Annotated in this window: 28 protein-coding genes; 10 read left to right on the top strand and 18 right to left on the bottom strand. The window is 58.6% G+C overall.

Annotation, left to right across the window (positions count from 1 at the left end):
* Window positions 1-122 precede the first annotated feature (122 nt).
* From BM438_RS29405 to BM438_RS29390, 4 genes are all read left to right on the top strand, one after another.
* The gene (locus tag BM438_RS29405; RefSeq protein ID WP_054033460.1) at window positions 123-953 is read left to right on the top strand and encodes a transporter substrate-binding domain-containing protein; all 831 of its coding nucleotides are present in this window, start codon (window positions 123-125) and stop codon (window positions 951-953) included.
* Between the two features lie 69 nt (window positions 954-1,022).
* Window positions 1,023-1,691, top strand: a complete 669-nt coding sequence (locus BM438_RS29400) for an amino acid ABC transporter permease (RefSeq protein WP_093641734.1) — start codon at window positions 1,023-1,025, stop codon at window positions 1,689-1,691.
* On the top strand, window positions 1,691-2,380 hold the full coding sequence (locus tag BM438_RS29395; protein WP_093641730.1) for an amino acid ABC transporter permease: 690 nt from the start codon (window positions 1,691-1,693) through the stop codon (window positions 2,378-2,380). The genes BM438_RS29400 and BM438_RS29395 overlap by 1 nt, the downstream gene beginning before the upstream one ends.
* Entirely contained in the window at window positions 2,358-3,095 is a 738-nt protein-coding gene (locus tag BM438_RS29390) for an amino acid ABC transporter ATP-binding protein (RefSeq protein ID WP_093641726.1), read from the top strand. The genes BM438_RS29395 and BM438_RS29390 overlap by 23 nt, the downstream gene beginning before the upstream one ends.
* Window positions 3,096-3,137: 42 nt before the next feature.
* Here BM438_RS29390 and BM438_RS29385 read toward each other — a convergent pair whose 3' ends face one another.
* From BM438_RS29385 to BM438_RS29355, 7 genes are all read right to left on the bottom strand, one after another.
* Window positions 3,138-3,794 (bottom strand): GntR family transcriptional regulator, encoded by a 657-nt coding sequence (locus BM438_RS29385; protein ID WP_244179480.1) that lies wholly within the window; start codon window positions 3,792-3,794, stop codon window positions 3,138-3,140.
* Between the two features lie 119 nt (window positions 3,795-3,913).
* Window positions 3,914-5,083 (bottom strand): EAL and HDOD domain-containing protein, encoded by a 1,170-nt coding sequence (locus tag BM438_RS29380; RefSeq protein WP_093641718.1) that lies wholly within the window; start codon window positions 5,081-5,083, stop codon window positions 3,914-3,916.
* Window positions 5,084-5,209: 126 nt separating this feature from the next.
* The gene (locus BM438_RS29375) at window positions 5,210-5,497 is read right to left on the bottom strand and encodes a DUF1330 domain-containing protein (protein ID WP_093641713.1); all 288 of its coding nucleotides are present in this window, start codon (window positions 5,495-5,497) and stop codon (window positions 5,210-5,212) included.
* Window positions 5,498-5,655: 158 nt separating this feature from the next.
* Window positions 5,656-6,084, bottom strand: coding sequence for a YciI family protein (locus BM438_RS29370; RefSeq protein ID WP_093641710.1), 429 nt, complete (start codon window positions 6,082-6,084; stop codon window positions 5,656-5,658).
* Between the two features lie 182 nt (window positions 6,085-6,266).
* Entirely contained in the window at window positions 6,267-6,839 is a 573-nt protein-coding gene (locus BM438_RS29365) for an OsmC family protein (RefSeq protein ID WP_093641706.1), read from the bottom strand.
* A gap of 46 nt (window positions 6,840-6,885) precedes the next feature.
* On the bottom strand, window positions 6,886-7,818 hold the full coding sequence (locus BM438_RS29360) for a hypothetical protein (RefSeq protein WP_093641703.1): 933 nt from the start codon (window positions 7,816-7,818) through the stop codon (window positions 6,886-6,888).
* Between the two features lie 211 nt (window positions 7,819-8,029).
* Window positions 8,030-9,073 carry an AraC family transcriptional regulator gene (locus BM438_RS29355; protein WP_093641699.1) on the bottom strand — a complete coding sequence of 348 codons (1,044 nt, stop codon included), beginning with the start codon at window positions 9,071-9,073 and terminating at the stop codon, window positions 8,030-8,032.
* Window positions 9,074-9,539: 466 nt separating this feature from the next.
* Here BM438_RS29355 and BM438_RS45645 point away from each other — a divergent pair, with 466 nt between their 5' ends.
* On the top strand, window positions 9,540-9,704 hold the full coding sequence (locus BM438_RS45645) for a hypothetical protein (protein WP_167378477.1): 165 nt from the start codon (window positions 9,540-9,542) through the stop codon (window positions 9,702-9,704).
* A 35-nt stretch (window positions 9,705-9,739) separates the two neighbouring features.
* Here BM438_RS45645 and BM438_RS29350 read toward each other — a convergent pair whose 3' ends face one another.
* Window positions 9,740-10,630: a LysR family transcriptional regulator gene (locus BM438_RS29350; protein WP_093641695.1), complete on the bottom strand. Its 891-nt coding sequence runs from the start codon at window positions 10,628-10,630 to the stop codon at window positions 9,740-9,742.
* Window positions 10,631-10,683: 53 nt separating this feature from the next.
* On the opposite strand from BM438_RS29350, the gene BM438_RS29345 reads away from it, so the two are divergent.
* On the top strand, window positions 10,684-11,697 hold the full coding sequence (locus BM438_RS29345; protein ID WP_244179479.1) for a zinc-binding dehydrogenase: 1,014 nt from the start codon (window positions 10,684-10,686) through the stop codon (window positions 11,695-11,697).
* Window positions 11,698-11,766: 69 nt separating this feature from the next.
* On the opposite strand, the gene BM438_RS29340 is transcribed toward BM438_RS29345, so the two are convergent.
* The 3 genes from BM438_RS29340 to BM438_RS29330 form a co-directional block, all read right to left on the bottom strand.
* Complete coding sequence (locus BM438_RS29340) at window positions 11,767-12,150, bottom strand: nuclear transport factor 2 family protein (protein WP_093641686.1); 384 nt, start codon at window positions 12,148-12,150, stop codon at window positions 11,767-11,769.
* 306 nt (window positions 12,151-12,456) lie between these two features.
* Window positions 12,457-13,179 (bottom strand): transporter substrate-binding domain-containing protein, encoded by a 723-nt coding sequence (locus BM438_RS29335; protein ID WP_093642088.1) that lies wholly within the window; start codon window positions 13,177-13,179, stop codon window positions 12,457-12,459.
* Between the two features lie 156 nt (window positions 13,180-13,335).
* Entirely contained in the window at window positions 13,336-13,686 is a 351-nt protein-coding gene (locus BM438_RS29330; RefSeq protein WP_093641681.1) for a VOC family protein, read from the bottom strand.
* A gap of 246 nt (window positions 13,687-13,932) precedes the next feature.
* Between BM438_RS29330 and rimJ the strand changes: the two genes are divergently transcribed.
* Window positions 13,933-14,535, top strand: a complete 603-nt coding sequence (gene rimJ / locus BM438_RS29325) for a ribosomal protein S5-alanine N-acetyltransferase (protein WP_093641677.1) — start codon at window positions 13,933-13,935, stop codon at window positions 14,533-14,535.
* A gap of 254 nt (window positions 14,536-14,789) precedes the next feature.
* Complete coding sequence (locus tag BM438_RS29320; RefSeq protein ID WP_143131769.1) at window positions 14,790-15,425, top strand: alpha/beta hydrolase family protein; 636 nt, start codon at window positions 14,790-14,792, stop codon at window positions 15,423-15,425.
* Window positions 15,426-15,517: 92 nt separating this feature from the next.
* Here the strand turns inward: BM438_RS29320 and BM438_RS29315 are convergent, their stop codons facing one another.
* The gene (locus tag BM438_RS29315) at window positions 15,518-15,886 is read right to left on the bottom strand and encodes a hypothetical protein (protein ID WP_093641669.1); all 369 of its coding nucleotides are present in this window, start codon (window positions 15,884-15,886) and stop codon (window positions 15,518-15,520) included.
* Between the two features lie 71 nt (window positions 15,887-15,957).
* Window positions 15,958-16,440, bottom strand: coding sequence for a Spy/CpxP family protein refolding chaperone (locus BM438_RS29310; protein WP_244179478.1), 483 nt, complete (start codon window positions 16,438-16,440; stop codon window positions 15,958-15,960).
* Window positions 16,441-16,619: 179 nt separating this feature from the next.
* On the opposite strand from BM438_RS29310, the gene BM438_RS29305 reads away from it, so the two are divergent.
* A complete protein-coding gene (locus tag BM438_RS29305; protein WP_093641666.1) occupies window positions 16,620-16,793 on the top strand; it encodes a CsbD family protein in 174 nt (57 codons plus the stop codon).
* Window positions 16,794-16,857: 64 nt separating this feature from the next.
* Here the strand turns inward: BM438_RS29305 and BM438_RS29300 are convergent, their stop codons facing one another.
* From BM438_RS29300 to BM438_RS29285, 4 genes are all read right to left on the bottom strand, one after another.
* Window positions 16,858-17,889, bottom strand: a complete 1,032-nt coding sequence (locus BM438_RS29300; RefSeq protein ID WP_093641662.1) for an alpha/beta fold hydrolase — start codon at window positions 17,887-17,889, stop codon at window positions 16,858-16,860.
* A gap of 245 nt (window positions 17,890-18,134) precedes the next feature.
* Window positions 18,135-19,451, bottom strand: coding sequence for a sensor histidine kinase (locus BM438_RS29295; RefSeq protein WP_093641658.1), 1,317 nt, complete (start codon window positions 19,449-19,451; stop codon window positions 18,135-18,137).
* The gene (locus BM438_RS29290; protein WP_093641654.1) at window positions 19,448-20,188 is read right to left on the bottom strand and encodes a response regulator; all 741 of its coding nucleotides are present in this window, start codon (window positions 20,186-20,188) and stop codon (window positions 19,448-19,450) included. Before BM438_RS29290 ends, BM438_RS29295 begins: the two co-directional genes overlap by 4 nt.
* A 126-nt stretch (window positions 20,189-20,314) precedes the next feature.
* A complete protein-coding gene (locus tag BM438_RS29285; protein WP_093641651.1) occupies window positions 20,315-20,686 on the bottom strand; it encodes a GFA family protein in 372 nt (123 codons plus the stop codon).
* Window positions 20,687-20,924: 238 nt separating this feature from the next.
* Here BM438_RS29285 and BM438_RS29280 point away from each other — a divergent pair, with 238 nt between their 5' ends.
* Complete coding sequence (locus BM438_RS29280) at window positions 20,925-21,506, top strand: thioredoxin family protein (protein ID WP_093641648.1); 582 nt, start codon at window positions 20,925-20,927, stop codon at window positions 21,504-21,506.
* A 30-nt stretch (window positions 21,507-21,536) separates the two neighbouring features.
* Here the strand turns inward: BM438_RS29280 and BM438_RS29275 are convergent, their stop codons facing one another.
* Window positions 21,537-22,295 carry a creatininase family protein gene (locus BM438_RS29275; RefSeq protein WP_093641645.1) on the bottom strand — a complete coding sequence of 253 codons (759 nt, stop codon included), beginning with the start codon at window positions 22,293-22,295 and terminating at the stop codon, window positions 21,537-21,539.
* Window positions 22,296-22,416: the final 121 nt, after the last annotated feature.

Below are 22,416 nucleotides of genomic sequence, written 5' to 3'. Positions count from 1 at the left end.
TTTATCTTATCGTATACGTTTCGTATACGCAAAATGGCCAAAATAAAGGCGGTCCTAAAGACGCCCGAACCACGCGCCAGAAAGGTCAGCATTCGCCCCCGAACCTATTACGGAGTTGCAGCATGAAATCCTTTACCCTCCTCACCCGCATGCTCGCCGTGGGTGTTGCCGCCTGCGCGTTGCTCGGCTCGTTGGACGCCAGCGCCCGCACGCTCGACGAAATCATCGCGTCGAAGAAGATCGTGTTCGGCATCAACCCGAACCTGCCGCCGCTCGGCATTTACGATGCGAAAAACAACATCGACGGCTTCGATGTCAGTATTGCTAAGAAGATTGCCGACTCGCTCGGCGTGAAGCTTGAGATCGTTCCGGTGGGCTCGAACGATCGCGTGCCGTTTCTGATGACCGACAAGATCGACGCGGTGATGGGCGGCATGACGCGCAACGCGGACCGCCTGAAGGTGATCGACTTCACCGACCCGGTCAACACCGAAGTGCTAGGTGTCCTGACGACACAGGCAACGTCCTATTCAGACTGGACCCAGTTGAACGATCCGGCGGTACGCCTCGTTCAGGTACGCGGCACGACACCTATCCAGCTGATTCATGACAAACTGCCCAAGGCGCAGCTTCTGATTCTCGACAACTATCCGGATGCGGTTCGCGCGATCGCTCAGGGCCGCGCCGACGCATTGATCGATGTGCTCGACTTCATGCTGAGCTACACGAAGAACTATCCGACGAAATGGCGTGTGGTGGATGCGCCGATCGAAGTGGACTACGACTGCATCGGCGTGCAAAAGGGTAATGTGGCACTGACGCAGCGTCTGAACAAGGAAATCGGCGCGTTGCAGAAGAACGGCTTTGTCGCCGCAAGCTGGAAGAAGTGGTTCGGCAGCGCCATGCTGCACGATCCGACCGCCTCACCTACACCTGTTGCAGCCGCGCAGTAAGGGAAACTGGCGACAGCGCTCGTCGCCGTAACGGACGAGCACTGCGCATCCGGCGGGAGCCACTATTCGATGACCCTACATTTCGAACCCATCCTCCAGCAGTGGCCTTATCTGCTTGCCGGCGCATGGCTCAGCCTGCAGATCGCCGTGCTCGCGTTTGGGTTCGGCATGATCATCGGCCTCGTCTGTGCTTCGGTGTTGCGCTACGGGCCGGCGTTTCTGCGCAAGGTGGTGATGGCTTATGTGGCATTCGCGACCAATACGCCGCAACTCGTGCAGATCTTTTTCCTGTTCTTTGCACTGCCTGAGATCGGCGTGACCCTGTCGCCGTTTACAGCGGTGCTGATCGGGGCGACGTTCAATGCGGGCGCGTATCTGTGCGAGATCCAGCGCGCAGGGTTCAATTCGGTCCGGCTAATGGAAATCGAGGCCGCAGAAGTACTCGGCTTCTCCACGCCGCAGATCGTGCGGCATGTGATCTTTCCACACGTACTGAAGGTAATGTTCCCGCCGCTGTCGAACCAGTTCATCGTCATGACGCTCGGCACGTCGATGGCATCGATCTTCGGTGTCGAGGAACTGACGGGGCGCACGTACAACCTCAGTTCACAAACCTACCTTTCGGTCGAAGCGTTCAGCGTGGCCGCCGTTCTGTATGTCGCCGTCACATTGATCGCTACGTTCGCGCTGGCGATGATCGGGCGTCATGTCTGCCGCGCCAAAATCAAGGTGTTCTGATGTTCGCTTCCTCACACGCCGAAATCGCACAACTGTTTTCTTTCTACAACCTGCTGTTGCTAGTGGAAGGGTTTGCCGCGACCTTCGTGCTATCGGCTGCCGGCTGCTTTACGGGTTTTCTCGCGGGCTTTGTCATAGCGATTGTCCGCGTCACGCATTCCCGCACGATGGCGCCTTTGCGCGCCCTCGCCTTTGCTTATTGCTTTCTGTTTCGCCGCATCCCGTTTCTGGTCACGCTGATGCTGGTGTTCTTCGCGAGCCAAACGTCGAAAGCAAATCTCTCGACGTTTGCCGTCGCGTCGCTGAGCGTCTGCCTGATCGCGTCCGCGTACCTTGGCGAGATCATTCGAAGCGGACTCGAATCGGTCCATAAAAATCAATGGGAAGCCGCGCAAACGCTGAATTTCTCGTACTTCGAATCACTGCGCTTCGTCATCGTGCCGCAAGCGTGGCGCGTGATCGTGCCGCCCACGTTCGGGTTCTTCGTCATGTTCATCAAGGACACGGCGCTCGCCTCGCAGATCGGCGTGATGGAACTGACGTCCGCCGGCAAGGTGCTCACCAACAAGGGGTTTTCCTCGTGGCTCGTGTATGGAACGGTGTTGGTGCTTTATTTTGTAATGTCGTACCCGTTGTCGCGCTTGGGTAAGCGCCTGGAGAAGAAACTTGCCGCAACTCGAAATCGTTGATCTGAAGGCGTCGTATGGGCCGCACACGGTCCTTGAACGTATCAACCTGTCAGTCGAGAAAGGTGAAATCGTCAGCCTGATCGGGCCGTCGGGATCGGGCAAGAGCACGTTACTGCGCGTTCTACTCGGGCTGTTGCCGCCGGAGCACGGCAGCGTCCGGCTTAACGGTGATCTCGTGAACTATGCGGACAAGGCGGCCGTGCGGTCGTTGCGCTCGGAAATCGCGATCGTTTTCCAGCAATACAACCTGTTCCAGAACATGACTGTGCTGGACAACGTGATGATCACGCCTACCCGGATCAAGGGCTGGCCGCGCAAGCAGGTGGAAGAGGATGCCATCCGGCTGCTCACGCGCGTGGGCCTGGAACACAGACTGAAAGCGTATCCGGACGAGTTGTCGGGCGGTCAGCAGCAACGTGTGGCGATCGCCCGCGCGCTGGCGTTGAAGCCCAACGTGCTCTTTCTTGATGAAGTCACCGCCGCACTCGACCCCGAACTCGTCACCGAGGTGCTCGATACGATTCGCGCTCTGGCGCTGGAGGGCATCACCATGTTCATCGTGTCGCACGAGATGAGCTTCGTGCGCGAGGTGTCGTCGAAAGTCGTGTTCATGGCCGGTGGCCATGTGATCGAAACAGGCTCGCCGCAGCAGATTTTCGATGCCCCGCAGGAAGCGCGCACGCGTGAATTCGTCGGCAAGATCCTGCGCCACTGATGGTGTCGCTGGGGCCGCGAGCCACTAGCAGGTCAATCCGGCTCAGGGACCGCTGCCTCCACTCAGACGGTTAAGCACGAAACTGCGCAGATTCTGTAAGTGCGTGCGAACGGCAGCGCGTGCAGCTTCCGCGTCGTCGGCAGCGTACGCTTCGAGGATCGCAAGGTGTTCGGCACGATCCTCCTCGATTCGATTGAAAGGTGTCGTGAGTTCAAACAGCCGGCTGTTCGTGCGCACCACCTCGATCGTCCGCGCGAGCACGTCGTTGCCGCTTGCATGCGCCATCATCGTGTGAACCTGGTCGTCGATCTGCCAGTGTTCCTGCTCCTGCTGCCCACTGCGCAGAGCCTTGATTTTCTTTATCAGTTGCTGGATCTGCTTTTTGTCGATCTTGCCGATGGCAAGGCCGACGGCCTCCACTTCGAGCAGCTCGCGCACCTTCATCGCCTGCAAATATTCCTGCGCGCTGACGAAGCGCACCGAATAAGAGCGGGCCCCGGCGCGCGTCAACAGCCCCTCGCCTTCGAGCCGCAGCAACGCTTCGCGCATGGGCGTGCGGGAAATGTTGAGTTCCTCGGCCAGCCGCCCTTCAACGACGGCGCCGCCGCTGCGTAATGCCTTGTCGAGGATCATTCGCCGCAAAGTCTGATAGGCCAGTTCCCCCAGTTTTTCCGGGGTTGTCAGGGAAGATGCTGTCACGTCGTCTCACTCAATTCGGATGCACGGTATACGTATTGTATGCGATCGAATGTCCACATTGATACGCCGTCGAACGACTGAGACTGGCCGTCATACCAGCCGCGATACTGCAAATCGCGTCAGTAGCACTCAACGATCTTCCGAACCCCTGCGGGGGAAAACTCCAGCTGTTGAAGTCTCCCCGTCGCCGCATCCACATCGCCCCGTTCAAGCAGCGTGGCGACCGACAGCAATTCGCCGAGTACGCCACCGCCGTTAAGGATAGCCAGCCGGATGGAATCGGAAACGGGCAACTCGTCGACGAAGCTGCGCAGTTCCATGTGGTACGCGACATGCAGAAGCGACAGCATGCCCGTCAGATAGCCAGCAGACGCCAGCGAACGCGAGCCATCCGGCATCGCGTCGATTGCCTCTTCCATGAAATGTGCGCGTCTCTGCGCAAGCAGCACAAGCGGATCATCCTCGATGGGAAGTCCGTCGCGGCCGACGTAAAGCAGAAGTCCGCACCAATGCAAAAGTCTGCGGCTTCCGGCGATCGAGAGCGCCTGTTTGAGCGATGAAATGCGCTCCGTTTTGCCGTTAGGCTGCTCGCTGCTGTTGGCAAGCCGTAAGAGTTGGGCAACCAGCATTGGCGTTTCTTTTAGCGCTCGCGCAATACTGCCCAACGGAGCATCGCTTCCGACCAGGTCGAACACGTGAAGAATCGCCTTGACTGGCGGCATCGCGCGCTTGCCTGACAGAATTTGCGGTTTGGCGAAATAGTAGCCCTGCAGCAGATCGCAACCCAATTGCCGGGCATGCTCCGCGTCCTCCGCAGTTTCGATTTTCTCGGCGAGCACGACCTTTCCGGCTCGTTTGAACTGACTGACCAGCTCCGGTAACTCCTCGCGTTCAACAAACGGCCAGTCGATCTTGACGATGTCGACGGAAGGAAGAAACCATCGGACCTCGTCAGTCATGCTCCTGACGTCGTCCAGTGCTATCTGGAAGCCCGCGCCTCGCAACTCGCTGCACCGTCGCGAGAGGTCCGCTGTCAGCTCGACAGACTCCAGAATTTCCAGAACGAAACGTGACGCCGGCAGCACATACGGGTAGTCCGAAAACAGAAAATCACGTGGGCAGTTCAGGAAGCACGCTTTGCTCCCCGCAAGCCGTTCGAGACCGATCGAGCCCACTGCGCGTTCAATCACCGCCGTGGTGCAACGCAGTTCGTCGCCGATCCGCGCTCCCCCGGTGGGACCGTCTCTGAAAAGAAGCTCGTATGCGACAACGCGACCAGCCCGATCCATGACTGGTTGTCGTGCCACAAAAACGTCGGCATCGCCCGGCGCGACGGCCTCAATTGAAACGCTGTTCACGACTACCCCTGGCTGAAAGGCTTAACAATATGCAAAATGGTTATGCATCGCCTTTCGTCACACGCCTTCGACGAGAACGGCGCGATAGCGCGCACCCTTGAACCGGTGCTGCGCGACCTCCTGATATGCCGGGCTGTCGTACCACGCGCGCGCGGCCGCCGTTGTCGGAAACTCCACGATCACGACGCCCTCTGGCGCGTCGCCCTCGAGGACCTGCTGAGGTCCGTAAGCAGCGAGAATTTTGACGGGATGACCTTTAAAGGTCGCGCCAACCGTGCTTTGGTAGATGTCGAGCTCCCCTTGATCCTGCGTGCTTTCCTTTGTGAAAACAATGTAAGTCGCCATGGTGTGCGTTCCCGCGGTGGTGTGAAGGTGCACACGATAATGCCATGAAACCGCGTTGGACCTCATCACCTGTACGGCGCCAGGACGCCTGACTCAAACCTCATACAGGCGGGCGGGGCTGCCTGCGCACGCCCCGCAGACTGATGCGATAAAAATTGTCAGCGCGTCTGCCCATCGATCTGCTGCCGTAGACGCTTTTCCTGCTCCTGAAGCTCGGGCGTAAAAGCCTCACCAAAATCCGCAGGCTCAAAGAAAGGCCGAATCTCGATCTCCGAATCACTCACCATCGGATTCGGGCAGCGCTTGACCCATTCAATCGCTTCGTCCATCGATTGAACTTGCCAGAGCCAATATCCGGCGATCAATTCCTTGGTCTCTGCAAATGGGCCGTCAACGACGGTTCGATCCTTCCCTGAAAACCTCACGCGTACGCCTGCCGAACTCGGCTTCAGCCCGTCGCCGCCTTGCATGATCCCAGCCTTCACCAGTTCCTCGTTATATTTGCCCATCGCCGCGATGAGCTCCATGCTTGGCATCTGCCCGGCTTCGGATTCGGGCGTTGCCTTAACCATGACCATTACACGCATTTGGGTTTCTCCTTTGAAGACGATAGTGTTCGGAGGCAAAAGCGCCTCCTGTGAATACGACGAATGATCGCGGGAGAAATCGACATGCGCAAGACACGACTTTGCGGTTTTTTCAGAGCGCGGTGAGGCGCTAATTGGACGCGACGAAAACGATTCGAGTCGCCGCGCCCGCATTGCGAAGTTCAACCGACCACGAGGGTTGATTTCAGAACGACAGCGTTCGCCAGATTGTAGACGTTGGGGGATGTGGCCATTACCGCATCATGGACTTCAGCAAATTGCTGGCTGGTCCCGCTGCCCTTGATACGAACGGTGTAACGCAGGCTCTCATAGCCGTTTGCCACTTTCGGGTCGATCCCAAGAAAACCCCTGAGGTCGATTTCACCCTCGGTCTCAATCTGCAGGGACTCGAGCGTAATCCCGCGGACGGCGCATTGCGCCACGTAACCCACCGCTATACAAGCATTTAGCGCGGCGATCAGATGCTCCTGAGGATTGGCAAACTGATTCGAGCCACCGAGTTCGCAGGGCTCATCGATATCGATCGTGAACCGACGCGACACATTCTGGCCGCCGATCGAGAACCCCTCTACCTCGGCGCGAGTTCGAGTCTGGCCCTGCCAGCTCGTCGCTACGCGCCAGTTGGTGGTGGCTTTCGAACTATCTTCCTTGATGCCCTCAATCAGGGCGAAAAGGTCGTCGACGTTAAGACCGTTAACAACGTTGGGTTCGTTGACCTGTGCGTTCGCATTCATGTTCCATCTCCTTCAACATACGTGGATTGTCCAGCTTCGGTAAATCTCATTGCAGTGTGGCGAGCGCAGCATGGATGCGCTTGCGCTGGTCTTCGGAGATGAGGCTATAAAGCACCTCGCCGAAATGGGGATGACGCACACCCGAGTGGATGTATTGCCACCGGTAAGCCTCGAGGAAATTCGCTTCGATCGACTGGGCTTCCGTCTCGTCGACTGCGCGGCTGCAGTTCGCCTTGAAATAACGCGCGTCGGCTGCTGCCTGTGCCTGCAGAATGCCGTCGATTGCGGCGACCAATTCGATGAATTCGTCAACAGCCTTGTTGCGATCACTATCCGTCATGGTGGCGTCGTGACGGACCCATTCGAGCTCGTCCAGGATGGCGTGCTGGCTCTCTTCCTTCCAGTGGTAGAGGAACACGCTCTTGAATAGCTCCGATAGCTGATCGTCTGGCGCGATACTCTGGCGGTAGTGGAGTTGGCTGAACAGTTCGATATGCAGCGTCAGCGCCAATACGGCCCACGTGCTTTTCCCGAGGACTGCAGAGGCAACGACATTCGGGTCGACGTCGAAGTGATAGCCCGGGGGAAGCGTTTCACCGATCATCTCGTCGATGCGACGAAATAACGCCTGATGCTTGAGTTCTTCTTCACTGAATCGGACCAGCGCCTCAAGCGCTACCTGGTCACCGAGCCAATGGTCACGGCTGACTTCAAGCACCTTGGCATTGATGAAGCGCTCCACCAATCCGAACACGTTGGCATACGTGCGCCCCTGAATCTGGCTGACGAAACGCTTTTCGTTCTCGGAGAGCGTGAAGAAATTCGGTGTCAGTGAGAGCCCGTCGGGAAGATATTTCTGGGCCGTGTCAAAGGTGCGGCCTCCAATCACGTCACGCTCGATGTCCCAACTGACCATCTTTGAAGCGCGAATGCAACGGGCGTAACGATCGCGGTTGGAGAGTCGCGATACTGCGTTCATAGCATTTCTCCCAATATGAACCGACATGCGGTCGAGCTGTGAATGCTCATCTACCGGTCAGAACCAGATGGTTGATCTGGCATCCGGTACGCTCGAATGTACGGTTGGGAGACGCGAGGTTCTATGGCCGGGCCACCGGGAGATATGGCCGAAACGCCGGGTCAGCTTTGACGTGTGCGAGTGAATGTGGCGTCGGGTATGGCAGTCGACGTCACTGATCTAGTGGTGGCGTGATGCCACTCGCAGCGGGCGCGGCCTGCGCAGATTCGGCAGCGCCGTTCATCTTTCCTTTGCTCTTGCGCCAGCCTGCCGGCGGCATTCCAAATTCCCGCCTGAAGGCCCGACTGAATGCCGCCTCAGACTCATAACCAATCTGCTCCGCTACAGCGGCGAGGGACTTTCTGCCGACGAGAAGTTCCTGTGCCGCGATCTGCATCCGCCATCGCGCCAGGTACTGCATGGGCGGTTGTCCAAGGAGATCGGTGAAGCGTTGCGCCAACGCGGAGCGCGATAGCCCTACCTTGCGCGCAAGCTCGTCGACAGTCCAGGGGTGGACTGCTTGAGCGTGGAGCAACGAAAGCGCACGTCCCACGTAACGATCGCGCACGCCGGCCAGCCATCCGGTCTCATGGGCAGGAAGCGCTTCAATACAGCTACGCACCGCCTCGACAAACAGTAGTTCGGACAGTCTGGCGAGGACAATCGTACCGCCCGCCCGCGAACTCGCAGCTTCGCTGGCTGCAAACTTGAGAGAGGACTCAAGCCATGCTGCCCGCGGATCGTGGCGCATATCAACCTTGAAGAGTCGCGGCAACGATGACAGCAGTGGATTGCTCAGGGTATCGTCGCAGGCCAGAAAACCGCAGACGATGCGAGTCGTAGGCCCACCGCCTCCATAAGACACCGTCATCACCTCACCGGGTTCTACCGCCATCTGGCCAGCCAATAGCACCTCCGTTGGCGTGGGCGCAAGATCCACAGCACTACCTATCAAATGCGTTTCGCCTTGTGGCACCACCAGCAGTTCGCCGGCATTGAGATGAATAGCGGAAGCGGGGTCGTCTGCCAGTTGAGCCCAGCAGCTACCTTCTATGATCAGATGATATGAGACGACACGCTCGGATTGCGGCAGATAGGCCGCGCAGAGCGCAGCATCCGTGCGGCCTATCACGCACCACGGTGCCGTGAAGGTCCCAGTCAGATACACCGCGCCGCTTAGGCGCACAGCGCGCAGGACGTCAGAAACTGCATCCATGAAGAGCTCGCGTGATATGCGATTTCCCGGGTAAGGAACCGGGGAGGCCGGTCATTCTTCAAATTGACCGAGGGGTTCATGTTATACCCGCCGCCACGGAAGATGACAAATGGCTTACCGATTTTTCGGTGCGCTCGATGCATCACCGCGTGACTTAAACGCGTGCAACAAACTCACCTTTTCGCAGGAGGGACGGACAATCCATCTGGACGTTCTGCAATGGTCAGCAGCACCATCGGCAAGACTTGGACGATAGAGCAAAAAACATCGACGCACGGGCAGGACGGCAACAGGTTGCGAGCGGCAAAGTTGATCGCAGGACGGGACGTGACAGATCAGTGTCATCCGTACTTCGCAGCCAAACCTTCCACTGATTCCGGAAGCCTGGCACGCCGCGAAACTTGCGCAGATCGGTTCACGCACAGTGACTTACCGGTTCGGGCAAACGAAACCTCGTGAGACGCCGATGAAACGCCTGATAAACCGTGCGATGTACCACCCGCTCGTCGCGTTAGCCATGTTCTATCTGATCGACCTGATGTTCAACGTCGACTACAGCGTCTCCGGCGCGCTACTCGTTCTGGCAGCGAAATCTATGTCTCGTGTTGTGAGTCTGTTCAATAAGGGGTAGTGGTGTAGGTCGGTGGGTGGGTCGGCGATCGCTATTCAACGTGCACCCTGCTCCAACAACTGCCCCCAAAGACGCTGCGCAATGGGACCGTGCGCGGCATCGCGAAGCCGCGCCGCGTAGTGTTTGAGCGTCGCGCCTTGCAAGTGCCGCCCCTCCAGTGACACGAGCCGCTTTTTCTCGAGGTCGCCAGCGACCAAGTGATAAGGCATGTGTCCCCACGCAAGCCCCTGCACAATCAACTCGCGCTTCATCAACTGGTCGGGCACGGTGCAGGTTGGCGCACCGTCGATCAGATAGTAGTTGGCGCCCGACGACTGCTTGCTCGTATCGCGGATGATGCACTGAACATAGGGCCTCAAATCGGTTGGCGTAAGCGATTCGACTGACAGTGGCTTGATATAGCCAGGGGCCGCGACCGGAACCAGCTTGACCTCGAACAACTCAACCGATTCGATCGCTGGCGACGGCTTGTCGAGGTGATGAAATATCAGATCACACTCGCCGCTCCGCAGCCGTTCCCAAGGGCCGCTAATCGCCTCGAACAGAAGCGTAAGCCGCGTGCCGTTACTCGTCTCGAAGAACCGTTTGAGCGTGCGGAGGGTTTCGGGCAATGGACACAGGTCGCCGACTACGACGCGCAACTCTGCCTCCTGGCCAGCAGCAAGCTGAGCAGCTTCGCGCTGCAAGTTTTCATATTGACGAAGAAACTGCATCACGCGCTCGTGATACGCCGTGCCTTCTGCAGTCAGCGTGACACGGTATCCGGCCCGGTCCAGCAGAACCATTCCCACTTGAGCTTCAAGCGCCCTCACCGCCGCATGAACCGTTGGATGGGTTCGGTTTAACCGCGCAGCGGCCGCGGCGAAGCTGCCTTCGGCAACCAGTGCTTCAAAGCACTGCAACTGTAAAAGCGTGGGCTCGTTCATTGTAGAAATGGCCTTCAGTCTTTGTCGAAAGAGAGTAATTTCTATCGACGAAGTTGGATCCTACCATTCAGTCTCCCAATGAGGAGATCGACATGAAAGCAATCGTGAGAAACAGGTTTGGTGGTCCTGATGTGCTTCAAATCGTTGAGAGGCCACGTCCCGTCCTCAAACCCGGCTGTGTCCTGATTCGCGTTCGCGCGTTTGGTCTGAACCGCGCCGAACTCTATATGCGGCGAGGATTATGGGGAGAGGCGGCGGAAGTAAGCGGCATCGAATGTGTTGGGTCTGTGGTATCGGATGCAGCCGGGATACTGCATGAGGGCCAGACGGTCGTTGCGCTGATGGGCGGAATGGGGCGAACGATCGACGGCAGCTATGCAGAATACGTCGTTGTACCCGCCACCAATGTTGTGGCCGTTGAAACGACCCTCGACTGGGCAGAACTCGCCACGCTGCCGGAAGCTTACGCAGTCGCCTGGACGTGTCTTCACAGAAACCTCGAAGTAAAGTCCGGGCAGCGACTCGTCGTGCGAGGGGGGACGTCGAGCCTTGGGCTGGCTGCGATCGATATCGGCGTCCAACTCGGTGCGGAGGTGATTGCGACCACACGTCGGCCGGATTGCGAAGTCATGTTGCGCGCGCGGGGAGCCGCACATGTGGTGACGAGCGCTGGTGAGTTATGTGCAGCGCCGGGATGGCCGGGCGGTAAGGCCGACGCAGTGCTTGATCTGATCGGAAACAGCACCGTCCTCGACTCGCTGCGCGCGGCACGTCGTGGCGGCCGTGTGTGCCTGGCCGGATTTCTGGGTGGGCTCACGCCGCTCGCCGAGTTCGATCCGCTCGGCCAGATGGCAAGCGGTGTTCATCTGAGTTTCTTCGGGAGTTTCGTGTTTGGGACTCCGGATTTCCTGCTGTCGGATGTACCAATGCAGAAAATTGTAGAGCTGGCCGCAGGCGGTTTTTATCAATGTCGACCCGCGCGCATCTTCGGCCTGTCCGAAGTACCGGTTGCTCATGAATTGATGGAGCGTAATGAGGCCGTGGGGAAGTTTGTCGTCGTAGTCTAGGTCGACGGTATGAAACGGCGAATGTTGGTAACGGGCATTATTCGACTTATCCCGCCGCAACGCGTCGCCTCACTCGCCCTGCTGAACCCATTGACTCCTCCAACCCGGCGCCTTGAAAGGATCCGAAAAATACTGGGTCTCGTGAACAACCTTGCCGTTGCGGAACTCCATAATGCTTACCGTGTAAGCCGCTCGCCCCTGATAGTTGATGGAGTATTCCGTGACCCAGAGATTACCTTCTCCCTGAATTCGCCTGACCTCGAAGCCTGATGGTTTGCCTGGATGATGCCCTCGCAGCGCCTGCAAATTAGCTCGCCCGAGGATTCGTTCACCTGACTGGGGATACTCACAGATGGCGTCGTCATCGTAAATATCGTGTTCTGCGTTGAGATCGCCGGCGGCCGACGCGCGCCAGTGGGCATTCAGTGCGTCACGTAACTGTTCTTCATGCATGGCTTGCCTCCGGATACCGTTCACGTCGATCTATTGACCGCCTCCATGATTGAGCACCAACTTTTTGCTCCGGAAATCGGAAGACTCAATCACAGCGACACCTCCGCGCTATTTCATGCCCTACGACGACGGGTCGGCGCTCAGGCTTGCAATTGTGGTGCCAGGTGTATGAACAGAAAATGTCAACGCACTCGAGTCGCTACTAGGCAGCCGCCATCAGGGGCAAACCGAGCACCAATCAGGTTTGCTCCTTGATCGAGTGTAGCAAGTAAATTACTGGGCGGCGGCGGAGGGTTTCTGAAAGGCTCAACCTAGCGCGGGGTCAATCTCTTTGCGTGTGATACCGAATTTCGACATGCGAGTTCGGTGATCGGGAGAGCCCAGATACAAGCGAAGTTGCTCGTTCACGGCATTGAGCAATCGGCCGTTGTTCTTGTTAAACGAGAATGCTCCGATCGGGGGACGTTGCGTGTCATCCTTTTCGGTGTCGTGCTCAACGGCCTCGAATACCCCGCCACCGATGCGGCCAGCCAGTACGCGATTTCCCACTGCGGTGCTAGCGTAGGCATCGATCGTTCCTGAGCGAAGCGCTTCGATTGCCTCGGACTGCTGCTCGAAGACGACGATCTGATCCTCGCTCACGCCTGACGCTCTGGCTGCCTCCCGTTGCACTTGTCCAGCAATGATGCCTAGCCTGGCATCGTGGTGTTCGGCAAGTAAAGCGTAGCTATTGAGCGCTTTCGGATTCCCCGACCGGACCAGAAACCCGTCTCCAATCGCCCACACGGGCAAACTGAAGGCAACCTGGCTAGCCCGTTCAGGCGTCACGAAGAGTGGAACGTTCATATCCCAGCGGCCCGCCGCGAGACCAGGCAGCAGTTCGCTGAACGTAGTCAAATGATGCTCGATATGGGTGACGCCGATCGACCGAAGGACAACTTCCGCCAACTCAACGTCCGCTCCCACCGCCTGATTTGATTCTGTCCAGCCAAATGGGGGCTCTTCGATGTACGCAATCGCTACTTTCATTGCTTCGCCTCGCTTGCTAAAGGGAACGGCTGGAATGCGGTCCATCAACTCCATGGCGTCGATCGTCGGCGCAACGCGTCTACTCAAGAAACGTACTGCATGCCGGCCGAGAATTAACAAGAATGCGGCTCACGCCTTCCCCTCCAAAACAACTGACTAGTCGTGGCAAGTGCAAAGTTCGAACTCGTGGCCATCCGGGCTAGCCAGGACAATGCTCTTCATGGTCTCGTCATTTAACCCATCGAGCACGACTGTTGCCCCGAGAGCCTTGGCGCGGCTCAGAAAGGTATGCAAGGCGGAGGCATCGAATTCGAACACCGGTACGCATCCGCTACCGACGAACTCATCGCCAAAATCATTCAGCAGCAACCCGAAGCGGACTTCGCCTAGCAAAAACTCCGTCCACCTCTCCGACTTGCGGGTCGGCGAGCGTTCTAACAGGCTTTCCCAGAATGTCGCGGCCCGCTCCATGTCCTTCACTTTCAAATAAGTGGTTCTGATTCGCATCGAATTCTCCATGAACGAGTCTCGCAGGGCACAGCTGATAATAGAGATTCAAAAAATACCAGACGAATAATTTTCAACGATCCACGTCTCTGTGTCGAACGATCAAAACCAGAGCGGTATCGCCTCATGCAATCGGCATGTTCGCCGATCCCAAGTGCGCTGGTGACTCGCCGCCGGAGGTGCCGAGCGTAGTTTTCGGCTTCGGTACAATCAAGCGCAATATTGCATATCAAGGGCGATGGCCTAATGGAAAATGCAGCAAATCATCCAGACGAAGGACTAACCACCGAACGCGTGATACTGCGAGCCGTCAGCGAGAACGACGCGAACGCGCTGCAGACGTACTACGCAGCCAATCGAAAGCATCTTCAGCCTTGGGAGCCTGCGCGACAGGAAAGTTTCTTTAACCTGGATGGCATCGCTGAAAGGCTACGCGCAATGGCTCATCAAACCGCAACAGGAAACGCTCTTCATCTCGCGCTGTTTGAACGCGAAGGCGGTCAGTTAATCGGAGAGTGCAACTTCACCAATATCGTTAGGGGACCATTCCAAGCATGTCACCTTGGATTCTCTCTTGCGAAAGTGGTCGAAGGAAAAGGGCTAATGCGAGAGAGTCTAAAGGTGGCCATCCGGCATGTGTTCAGAGATATCGGCTTGCATCGCATCATGGCCAACTATCGCCCGGAGAACACCCGCAGCGCTCACCTACTGGCTAGCCTTGGTTTCGAGAAGGAAGGCCTGGCTCGGTCGTACTTGAAGATCAACGGTTCCTGGGCCGATCACGTACTTACATCGTTGCTCAATCCAGACGATCTTGCCGATCCCGCATCCAACTCACGTATGCTGTGAATGGAACAACAATGCGGTCTTCATTCAGAATGCGCGATCAGAAATCAACGCGAGCAACGCCCTTAACCTGCTCCACTAACAGGCCTTGGAAACTGTTGCGTAGATTCGCGGCCCCAATTTGCGCATTCGCCTGCACACTCCTAACCGCAATTCCAGCGTATTCCGATGAACTCCTGCAAGTCCCAATACGAGGACAACAGACCCAGGCCATCTTCATCGAACAGCCAGCAAGCGCGCCGCCGTGGGTCATCGTATTGTTTGCCGGAGATGACGGTGCAATCGCCCTCGGCGAAACTGGCCCAACGACAATGAGGGCAAATTTCCTCCTCCGGACCGCCGGCTACTGGACTTCTGCGGGCGATGCGATCGCTATCGTCGATGCGCCATCGGATCAATCATCCGGCATGAATGACGCATTCCGTTTGAGCGAAACTCACGCTCAAGACTTGCACGTCATCGTCGCGGCGCTGAGGCAACGCTTTCCAGCCGCAAAAATCGCCCTCGTGGGTACCAGCCGGGGCACGATTTCGGTTGGCAATGTGCTCCAACGGGAACCACGGCTGGCCGACGCGTATGTACTGACTTCGCCCGTCACGATCGGTATGCGTGGCGAGGCCGGGCTTTCGGGCATGCACTGGGACGTCAGCACGACTCCAGTGCTGGTAGTGTCGAACGAAAATGACGGATGTCGAGTTTCACCGTTTAGCGCGGCCCACACGCTCGCGAAGGACAACCGGTTCCAGTTCCTGGCGGTGTCAAGCAGCGAGCGCGGCGGGAACGGCGCGAGTGAATGCGGGGCGAAATCGCCACATGGCTTTCTTGGCATCGAGACACAGGTGCTGTCGGCGGTCTCACGATGGCTGGAAGAACCGGGAACCGTGCCGCGCTAGCAGCTTGTCTCGATGCGGCTGCACGCGGCAGGCCTAACCCGGCCCGATTGAGCGCTCAGGCAACGGCAATCACCAGGCGCGGGTCCTGCGTTCTATCGGAACTGCAGCGGTATAAACAAGCTTATGCCAGGTGCCGACTCCGGAGCATAGACCACGGGTGGCGGCGCATACACATAGTCCTGGTTGTCGTAATAGTCGCCGCGACGGTGGTCATTGCCGGGATGTTGATAGGCGTGCCGGTTGCCATGGTCCGACTGATGCCCTTGGTTATGCTGATATTTGTTATTCGCGCCATGCTGCTCCTGGCCCTCGTGATTACCGTTTCCGTTGCCGTTGCCGTAACCCTCGCCAAAAGCGGGCGCCATGGACATGCCGCCAATGGCCAACGCCAGACCAACTGCAATCGAGATTCCGGTCTTCACCGAGCCCCTGCAAGCGGCTCTCACTCTTTGGATCTTCATGATGTACTCCTGTCTGCGATCCGGGACCTTACTGAGGTGCCAGTCCGCTTCCCGTTGCGGGTGTCTTGAGATCACCCTTTCTTTGCGGCGTGGTGGTGGTCAGTCTGGAAAATCAGATCAGCGTTCTTCTTCTGAACGTCCGACATGCTGTCGTAGAGTGCCTGAAACGCCGGAGTGAGCTTTCTGATGCCGTCCGCGTGGGCATCGGCAATCTGGCCATAGGACTTGAGATCGTCCACAGCGGTCATGTTGTTGGCCTGACTGGTTCGTGCCTGTCTGAGCGAGTCCATCGTTCCCGCATTGTCACGCATAACCTGTGCGACTTTTTGCCAAAGTTCTTCCTGCGCCGCGGTGATCTGAAGCCTCGTGTGGAGTCCACTGATACGCGTATCGATCTGGCTGTGGGCCGCAACGGTCATCACGCTTGCACGTGGTTGAGTCTGGGTGGGAGTGGCAGCGCTCGCCGGATTGGCGAATGCCGTTATCGCGAGAAAAACCGCTATCGCGAACGCCGGCGCGGGTCGCCGTTGGAATGGGGTGGCAACGAGTCTCATAATCGGTCTCCAAAGGAGTTCGATGGACTCGCGAAGGGATTATCGTCAGTGCGGCGAATTCGATCGAACAGATCATTTGTGCGCCGACTCCCGAAGGGCGTCTGTCCGGTGCCGTACCGACTCCTTCCTCCATTGAGGTCATGCTGTCGCGATGGAAGCAGCGCTCAAGGAGCGAGGTGATGAACAAAGACCAGATGCAGGGATGGATAAGAGAGATCACGGGCAAGCTGCGTACCGGCCTCGGCAAGACCATCGGAAACCGGAGGGTCGCGTGGAGGGGGCGCGTCGAGCAGGTCGTCGGCAAGACGCAGGCATCGTATGGCGATGCCAAGGCGCGCTTCAGGAAACGCTAATAATCGACCGATGCGCCGCGTGGTGCAGTACGTTGCGCGCCATGACCCCGCTCCTCCGCTCCGCTTAAAGCCGAGTGACGTCGACGATGGCATCGGCAAATGCCTTCGGCGCTTCCTGTGGCAAGTTATGTCCGATGCCGCCGTCGATGTTCCGATGCTGATACTTGCCGGTAAATTTCTTCGCGTAGGCTGCCGGGTCGGGATGCGGTGCGCCGTTGGCGTCGCCCTCCATCGTGATGGTCGGAACCGAAATGGTCGGCCCTTTCGCGAGCCGAGCTTCGAGTTCGTCGTATTGCGGCTCGCCCTTGACCAGACCCAGACGCCAGCGATAGTTGTGAATCACCACCGCGACGTGATCGGGATTCTTGAAGGACTCAGCCGAGCGGTCGTATGTCGCATCGTCGAAATTCCATTTCGGCGACGCGAGACGCCAGATCAGCTTGTTGAAGTCGTGGCGGTTCGCTTCGTAACCTGCACGGCCACGCTCCGTGGCGAAATAGAATTGATACCACCAGGCCAGCTCAGCCTTCGGCGGCAGCGGCGCCCGGTTGGCCTCCTGACTGCCGATCAGATAACCACTGACCGACACCATCGCCTGGCATCGCTGCGGCCACAGCGCGGCAATAATATTCGCCGTACGCGCGCCCCAATCGAAGGCACCAAAGATGGCTTTGTCGATCTTCAACGCATCCATCAACGCGATGATGTCGACGGCAACCGCCGCCTGCTGACCGTTGCGAGGCGTATCCGCAGACAGAAACCGTGTTGAACCATAGCCCCGCAGATACGGCACGATGACCCGGTAGCCAGCGGCTGCCAGCAACGGTGTGACTTCGGCGAAGCTGTAGATATCGTAGGGCCAGCCGTGCAGCAAGATCACCACCGGTCCATTCTGCGGACCCGCTTCCGCATAACCCACGTTGAGCGTTCCGGCGTTGATCTGGCGAATGTTCTCGAACGAAACGACACGCGTTGCAGGGTTCGTACTGGTCGACTGCGCCTTGGCGAGTCCGCTCAAACCTAACTCCATCAAGCTGATACCAGCAACTGTCGTCCCAAGCAGACGACGACGTCGAGTATTGATCTGATCCGGCATCGCGGATTCTCCTCAAAGGTTAGCTACAGAAGCGCAGGACATGTCGAGCCTGCGAAGCCAGACTATCTGGCCTGGAATCATTAAAGCCCGTGGACGTATCTGGCGTGTGTCTGCGAAAAGCGCCAGTGAAACGCTATGTATTTACCGACGGTGCAGATACGTTGAGATACAGAGACGGGGGGCAGAAGTCAAAGCTCATCGACGAAAAAGTACGGCATACAACGCGATCGGCGAGCGATCGGAATCTAGCCGACGCCTTTCAACACAAGCGTGGCTTCAAGGCCGCCATCGGGCCGGTTCTGCAACGACAATGTCGCGTCCATCGCCAAAGCGAGTTGCCGCGCAATCGCGAGGCCCAAGCCGGTACCGCCGGTTCCGCGGTTGCGCGATCCTTCCAGCCGATAGAACGGCTCGAACACTGCTTCGAGCGACTCGTCCGGAATGCCCGGCCCACGATCGAGCACGGAGACCCTCACGTGCCCGTCTTGCGAGGCAACCCTGATCTCGGCAGCACCACCGAACTTCAGCGCGTTATCGACGAGATTGCCCACGATCCGGCGCAACGCCTGAGGACGCGTCACCAGTGCAGCGTCGATTCGACCGTGCAGCGAAACGTCCTTGCCGGCATCCATGTAGTCGAGCACCAGGCTGTCGAACAGCGCGTCGGGATCGATACGCAGCGGCGCCTCGCTGGCGCCGTGCATGGTGCGCGCATACGTGACGCCTTCCTTGACCATGGTTTCCATTTCCTGCAGGTCCTGCTGCAGCTTGGCGCCTTCTGGGCTCTCGTCCATCACATCGACACGCAAACGCATGCGGGTAATCGGCGTTTGCAGGTCGTGCGAAATCGCCGCGAGGATCTGCAAACGCTCGGTCATGTACAGCCTGATGCGGTCCTGCATGGCGTTGAACGCTTTCGCCGCCCGCGCCACTTCGTCCGGTCCGTCTTCGGGCAGGCGCTCCACCTTCAGATCGGGGCCCAGCGCATCGGCCACTCGCGCCAGGTGGCTCAACGGGCGCGTTGCCAACCGTACCGCCAGCCAGCAACACGCGGCCAGCACCACCAGTTGCAGCACCAGCAACCACGACAACCACGGCGACAGCGGCGCGCCCGGCATGGGGCGATAGTCGATCGTCAGCGGCGTGCCGTCGCTCAACTGCAGATGGACCTGCAGGCGGTCCGGATCGCCCGGGACGGCGTTGGCCGTGAGCGCATAGCGCTTGCCGATGCCGTCTGCGATAGATTGAGCCACTCTCGCTGAGAGCTTCGCATCCGGCGGTGCGCCGGCGACGCCGGGCCCGAGATTGAAGGTATAGGTCCGCCGCGCCAGCCTCGGCAGCCATTCGGCGCGCTCGTTAGCGGGCAAATGATCGAGTAACGCGACAGAGCTGGTGACCTCGCGTTCGATGTAACCCATCATCACGTTCGTCATGGTCTGGTCCCGCTCCGTCATGGTGAGCCAGACCGACAGTGTTTGCACCAGCGCAAGGCTGACAAAGAGAATCAGGGCGAGCCGCGCGAACAGCGTGCGCGGCCAACGCAGCAATGTATTCAGCTTCATGACGTGCCTTCGATCATCGTCACAGCCGCCGAAAACACATAACCCTCGCTACGCAGCGTCTTGATGTAACGGGGCTCACGCGCAGTGTCCTGCAAGCGCTGCCGCAAACGGCTAACCAGCAGATCGATCGAGCGGTCGAACGCGTCGGCCTGGCGACCTTGAGTCAGATTGAGCAACTGATCCCGAGTGAGCACGCGCTGGGGATGATCGAGGAACACGCGCAGCAAGCGATACTCCGCGCCGCTCAGGGCAACCATGGTGCCTTCGGCGTCGAGCAAATGACGCGCGGTGGTGTCGAGACGCCAGTCGCCGAAAGCGATCATCGGTGCAGTTTCCGTCACCTGCATGCCGGGCGGCAGCATCCGCGCGCGGCGCAGCACGGAGCGGATACGCGCCAGCAGTTCACGCACCGCAAACGGTTTGGAGAGGTAATCGTCCGCGCCCATTTCCAACCCGACGATGCGATCCGTCTCCTCGCTGCGGGCGGTCAGCATCAAGACAGGCACCGCGCGAAACTTGCCGGCACGCAATTCCCGGCACAGCACGAGACCGTCTTCGCCAGGCATCATCAGATCGAGCACGATCAGATCAGGCGCGCCCTGCTCGAGGACCGTGCGCATCTGCCGGCCATTGGCGGCCAGTGAAACACGCATGCCGTTCTTCTCGAGATACGTGGCGAGCAATTCGCGGATGCCGCGATCGTCGTCGACGATCAGGACGTGGTCGGTGGTTTCCATCAACGGATCAATCCTTTCGACGATTGACGCGCACCCGGTTCACGTTGATCAGCGAACAGTGCACGGGGTGCGCCAGTTCCGCCGCCAATCCGCCCGCGAGGAAAGCGAGAATTGTCATGAGTTTTCTCATGCATCCTCCGCGACGGACAGGCTGGCGCCATTGGCTACGCTCGCCTCCAGCGTATACGGGTCGACACCCTCCAGGCAACCGATGTTGACCCGCCACAGCTGCGGATCTCTACGCGTCTGATGGAATGGATAAATACCGCAGTGCTTGCAGAAATAGTGCTTCGCCGTGCGCGTATTGAACTGATAAAGCGTCAGCGCTTCCTCACCCTTCAGGATTTTCAGTTCACCCGCGGCAAACGGCGGTGTCATCAGCGCGCCCTTGCGCCGGCACAGGCTGCAATTGCAACGCCCAGCAGGCTGGACATCGGTACGGACTTCAAATTTCACGGTCCCGCAATGACAGGATCCTTGCAGCAGTTCGGTACTCATGTGGCTTCTCCACGGTAGGAATGGCTGCTTTATAGCCTGGTACGCGCGACGCTTTGTATCCCAATGTATCTGGGCGTTCCCCTGACACAAAACATTGCACCCACACCGCTCCGGCGACACAAGCCAGATACGAACGGGCGTTCAAATGCACCCATGCCAACCACTGGAATGCCTGAGGCGGCGTACGGGCCCATGCCCGGATCGCCGCTCTGCTCTCCACTCTGAAAAGGACGCTGACATGCTCTCCCGACTCAAAACCACCGCTACCGTCGCCCTATTCGCCGCCACCGTGGCAGCCGGCGCCGCCGCAATCGCAACGCTCGTTGCAAGTCCCACGGCCAGCGCTGCTGCCGGTCCTGTTGCAAACCAGCTCGACAACAACGCTGCCGCGCCGGAATTTACCGGCATCGATAAATGGCTCAATAGCGATCCCCTGACCTTGCAACAGTTGCGGGGCAAGGTTGTGCTGGTCGACTTCTGGACCTACACCTGCATCAACTGCATTCATGTGCTGCCCTACGTCAAGACCTGGAATCAGAAATACAAGGACCAGGGCCTGGCGGTGGTCGGCGTCCACACACCCGAGTATCCATTCGAGCGCAGCACGGACAACGTCAAATCGGCGATCAAGCGCTTCGGCATTACGTTCCCTGTCGCGCAGGACAATAACTACGCGACATGGCGCGCCTACGACAACCAGTATTGGCCCGCGTTCTATCTGGTCGACAAGAAAGGGCACGTGGCCTACACGCATTTCGGCGAAGGCGACTACGAACAGACCGAAGCGAAGATCAAGGCCTTGCTCGCGGAAAACCCGTGATTCGCATCGCAATGTGCCTGGGCTGATCAATCAGTCACGTCCGCCCGGCACGATCTCGCGGCTGAACGCATCCACCGCGCGAATCAGGCTCTGGGCGGCCAGCTTCACTAGCGCGCCGCCCTTCTCCTGGGATGCCTGGGCCGGATCGGAGCCCATCCGTCCGTCGGGATAGCGCGCGCGGAAATCGAGTGCCTCGCGAATCGGCCCGGACGGTGCGATCTGCGGGGCGTAGCGAGCTGTTTTGATCGTCTCGGGAAGCGCCCACTGAGTGATGGCAATCTCGGAGGGCGTTGCATGCACGCCATGTCCTTCGGGAAACTGCTCGCGCGCCAACTCGCCGACGCCTTCGAGGTCCCACCAGTTGCATAGCTTCAGTGCGAACCCCAAGCGGCGCCGCGCGAAACTCGCTTCGACATAGATCTCGGAGAAAGCGGCTTCGATCGACGCGATGTTGCCGCCGTGACCGTTTAGAAACAGGATTTTCTCGAAGCCATGAACTGCAAGCGAGCGCGTCCAGTCGCCAATGGCCGCAATGAAAGTTGATGGCCGCAACGAGATGGTTCCCGGAAAGCCCAGGTGATGCTGCGCCATGCCGATATTGAAGGTCGGCGCAATCAGGATGTCCGCGCTCTTCTCGGCTTCATGCGCAATGATTTCCGGGCACAGCCAGTCGGTGCCCAGAAGACCGGTGGGGCCATGCTGCTCGTTCGAGCCGATAGGAACGACGATCGAACGGCTTCGCTCGAGGTATTGCCCCACTTCGGCCCATGTCGACAGGTGTAAAAGCATTTGAAGTCCTCTGCTTCGCCGTGTCCCGCAGGAACGCGGCGCATTGGGTTGACTGCTGCTCCTCGACGACGCCTGCGGGTGTCTATGGAAGAGCGTCCCTATCCGGATCCGGGCGTGCCCA

Origin of the sequence: Paraburkholderia aspalathi (assembly GCF_900116445.1) — a bacterium.
Classification (GTDB): Bacteria; Pseudomonadota; Gammaproteobacteria; order Burkholderiales; family Burkholderiaceae; genus Paraburkholderia; species Paraburkholderia aspalathi.
This window is presented reverse-complemented; position numbering and strand designations above follow the sequence as displayed.

Coding starts and splice junctions, on each gene's coding strand:
- BM438_RS29405 (WP_054033460.1), top strand. CDS start 123: ATGAAATCCTTTACCCTCCTCACCCGCATGCTCGCCGTGGGTGTTGCC.
- BM438_RS29400 (WP_093641734.1), top strand. CDS start 1,023: ATGACCCTACATTTCGAACCCATCCTCCAGCAGTGGCCTTATCTGCTT.
- BM438_RS29395 (WP_093641730.1), top strand. CDS start 1,691: ATGTTCGCTTCCTCACACGCCGAAATCGCACAACTGTTTTCTTTCTAC.
- BM438_RS29380 (WP_093641718.1), bottom strand. CDS start 5,083: ATGGATCGGGCTGGTCGCGTTGTCGCATACGAGCTTCTTTTCAGAGAC.
- BM438_RS29375 (WP_093641713.1), bottom strand. CDS start 5,497: ATGGCGACTTACATTGTTTTCACAAAGGAAAGCACGCAGGATCAAGGG.
- BM438_RS29370 (WP_093641710.1), bottom strand. CDS start 6,084: ATGCGTGTAATGGTCATGGTTAAGGCAACGCCCGAATCCGAAGCCGGG.
- BM438_RS29365 (WP_093641706.1), bottom strand. CDS start 6,839: ATGAATGCGAACGCACAGGTCAACGAACCCAACGTTGTTAACGGTCTT.
- BM438_RS29360 (WP_093641703.1), bottom strand. CDS start 7,818: ATGAACGCAGTATCGCGACTCTCCAACCGCGATCGTTACGCCCGTTGC.
- BM438_RS29355 (WP_093641699.1), bottom strand. CDS start 9,073: ATGGATGCAGTTTCTGACGTCCTGCGCGCTGTGCGCCTAAGCGGCGCG.
- BM438_RS45645 (WP_167378477.1), top strand. CDS start 9,540: ATGAAACGCCTGATAAACCGTGCGATGTACCACCCGCTCGTCGCGTTA.
- BM438_RS29350 (WP_093641695.1), bottom strand. CDS start 10,630: ATGAACGAGCCCACGCTTTTACAGTTGCAGTGCTTTGAAGCACTGGTT.
- BM438_RS29340 (WP_093641686.1), bottom strand. CDS start 12,150: ATGCATGAAGAACAGTTACGTGACGCACTGAATGCCCACTGGCGCGCG.
- BM438_RS29335 (WP_093642088.1), bottom strand. CDS start 13,179: ATGAAAGTAGCGATTGCGTACATCGAAGAGCCCCCATTTGGCTGGACA.
- BM438_RS29330 (WP_093641681.1), bottom strand. CDS start 13,686: ATGCGAATCAGAACCACTTATTTGAAAGTGAAGGACATGGAGCGGGCC.
- rimJ (WP_093641677.1), top strand. CDS start 13,933: ATGGAAAATGCAGCAAATCATCCAGACGAAGGACTAACCACCGAACGC.
- BM438_RS29315 (WP_093641669.1), bottom strand. CDS start 15,886: ATGAAGATCCAAAGAGTGAGAGCCGCTTGCAGGGGCTCGGTGAAGACC.
- BM438_RS29310 (WP_244179478.1), bottom strand. CDS start 16,440: ATGAGACTCGTTGCCACCCCATTCCAACGGCGACCCGCGCCGGCGTTC.
- BM438_RS29305 (WP_093641666.1), top strand. CDS start 16,620: ATGAACAAAGACCAGATGCAGGGATGGATAAGAGAGATCACGGGCAAG.
- BM438_RS29300 (WP_093641662.1), bottom strand. CDS start 17,889: ATGCCGGATCAGATCAATACTCGACGTCGTCGTCTGCTTGGGACGACA.
- BM438_RS29295 (WP_093641658.1), bottom strand. CDS start 19,451: ATGAAGCTGAATACATTGCTGCGTTGGCCGCGCACGCTGTTCGCGCGG.
- BM438_RS29290 (WP_093641654.1), bottom strand. CDS start 20,188: ATGGAAACCACCGACCACGTCCTGATCGTCGACGACGATCGCGGCATC.
- BM438_RS29285 (WP_093641651.1), bottom strand. CDS start 20,686: ATGAGTACCGAACTGCTGCAAGGATCCTGTCATTGCGGGACCGTGAAA.
- BM438_RS29280 (WP_093641648.1), top strand. CDS start 20,925: ATGCTCTCCCGACTCAAAACCACCGCTACCGTCGCCCTATTCGCCGCC.
- BM438_RS29275 (WP_093641645.1), bottom strand. CDS start 22,295: ATGCTTTTACACCTGTCGACATGGGCCGAAGTGGGGCAATACCTCGAG.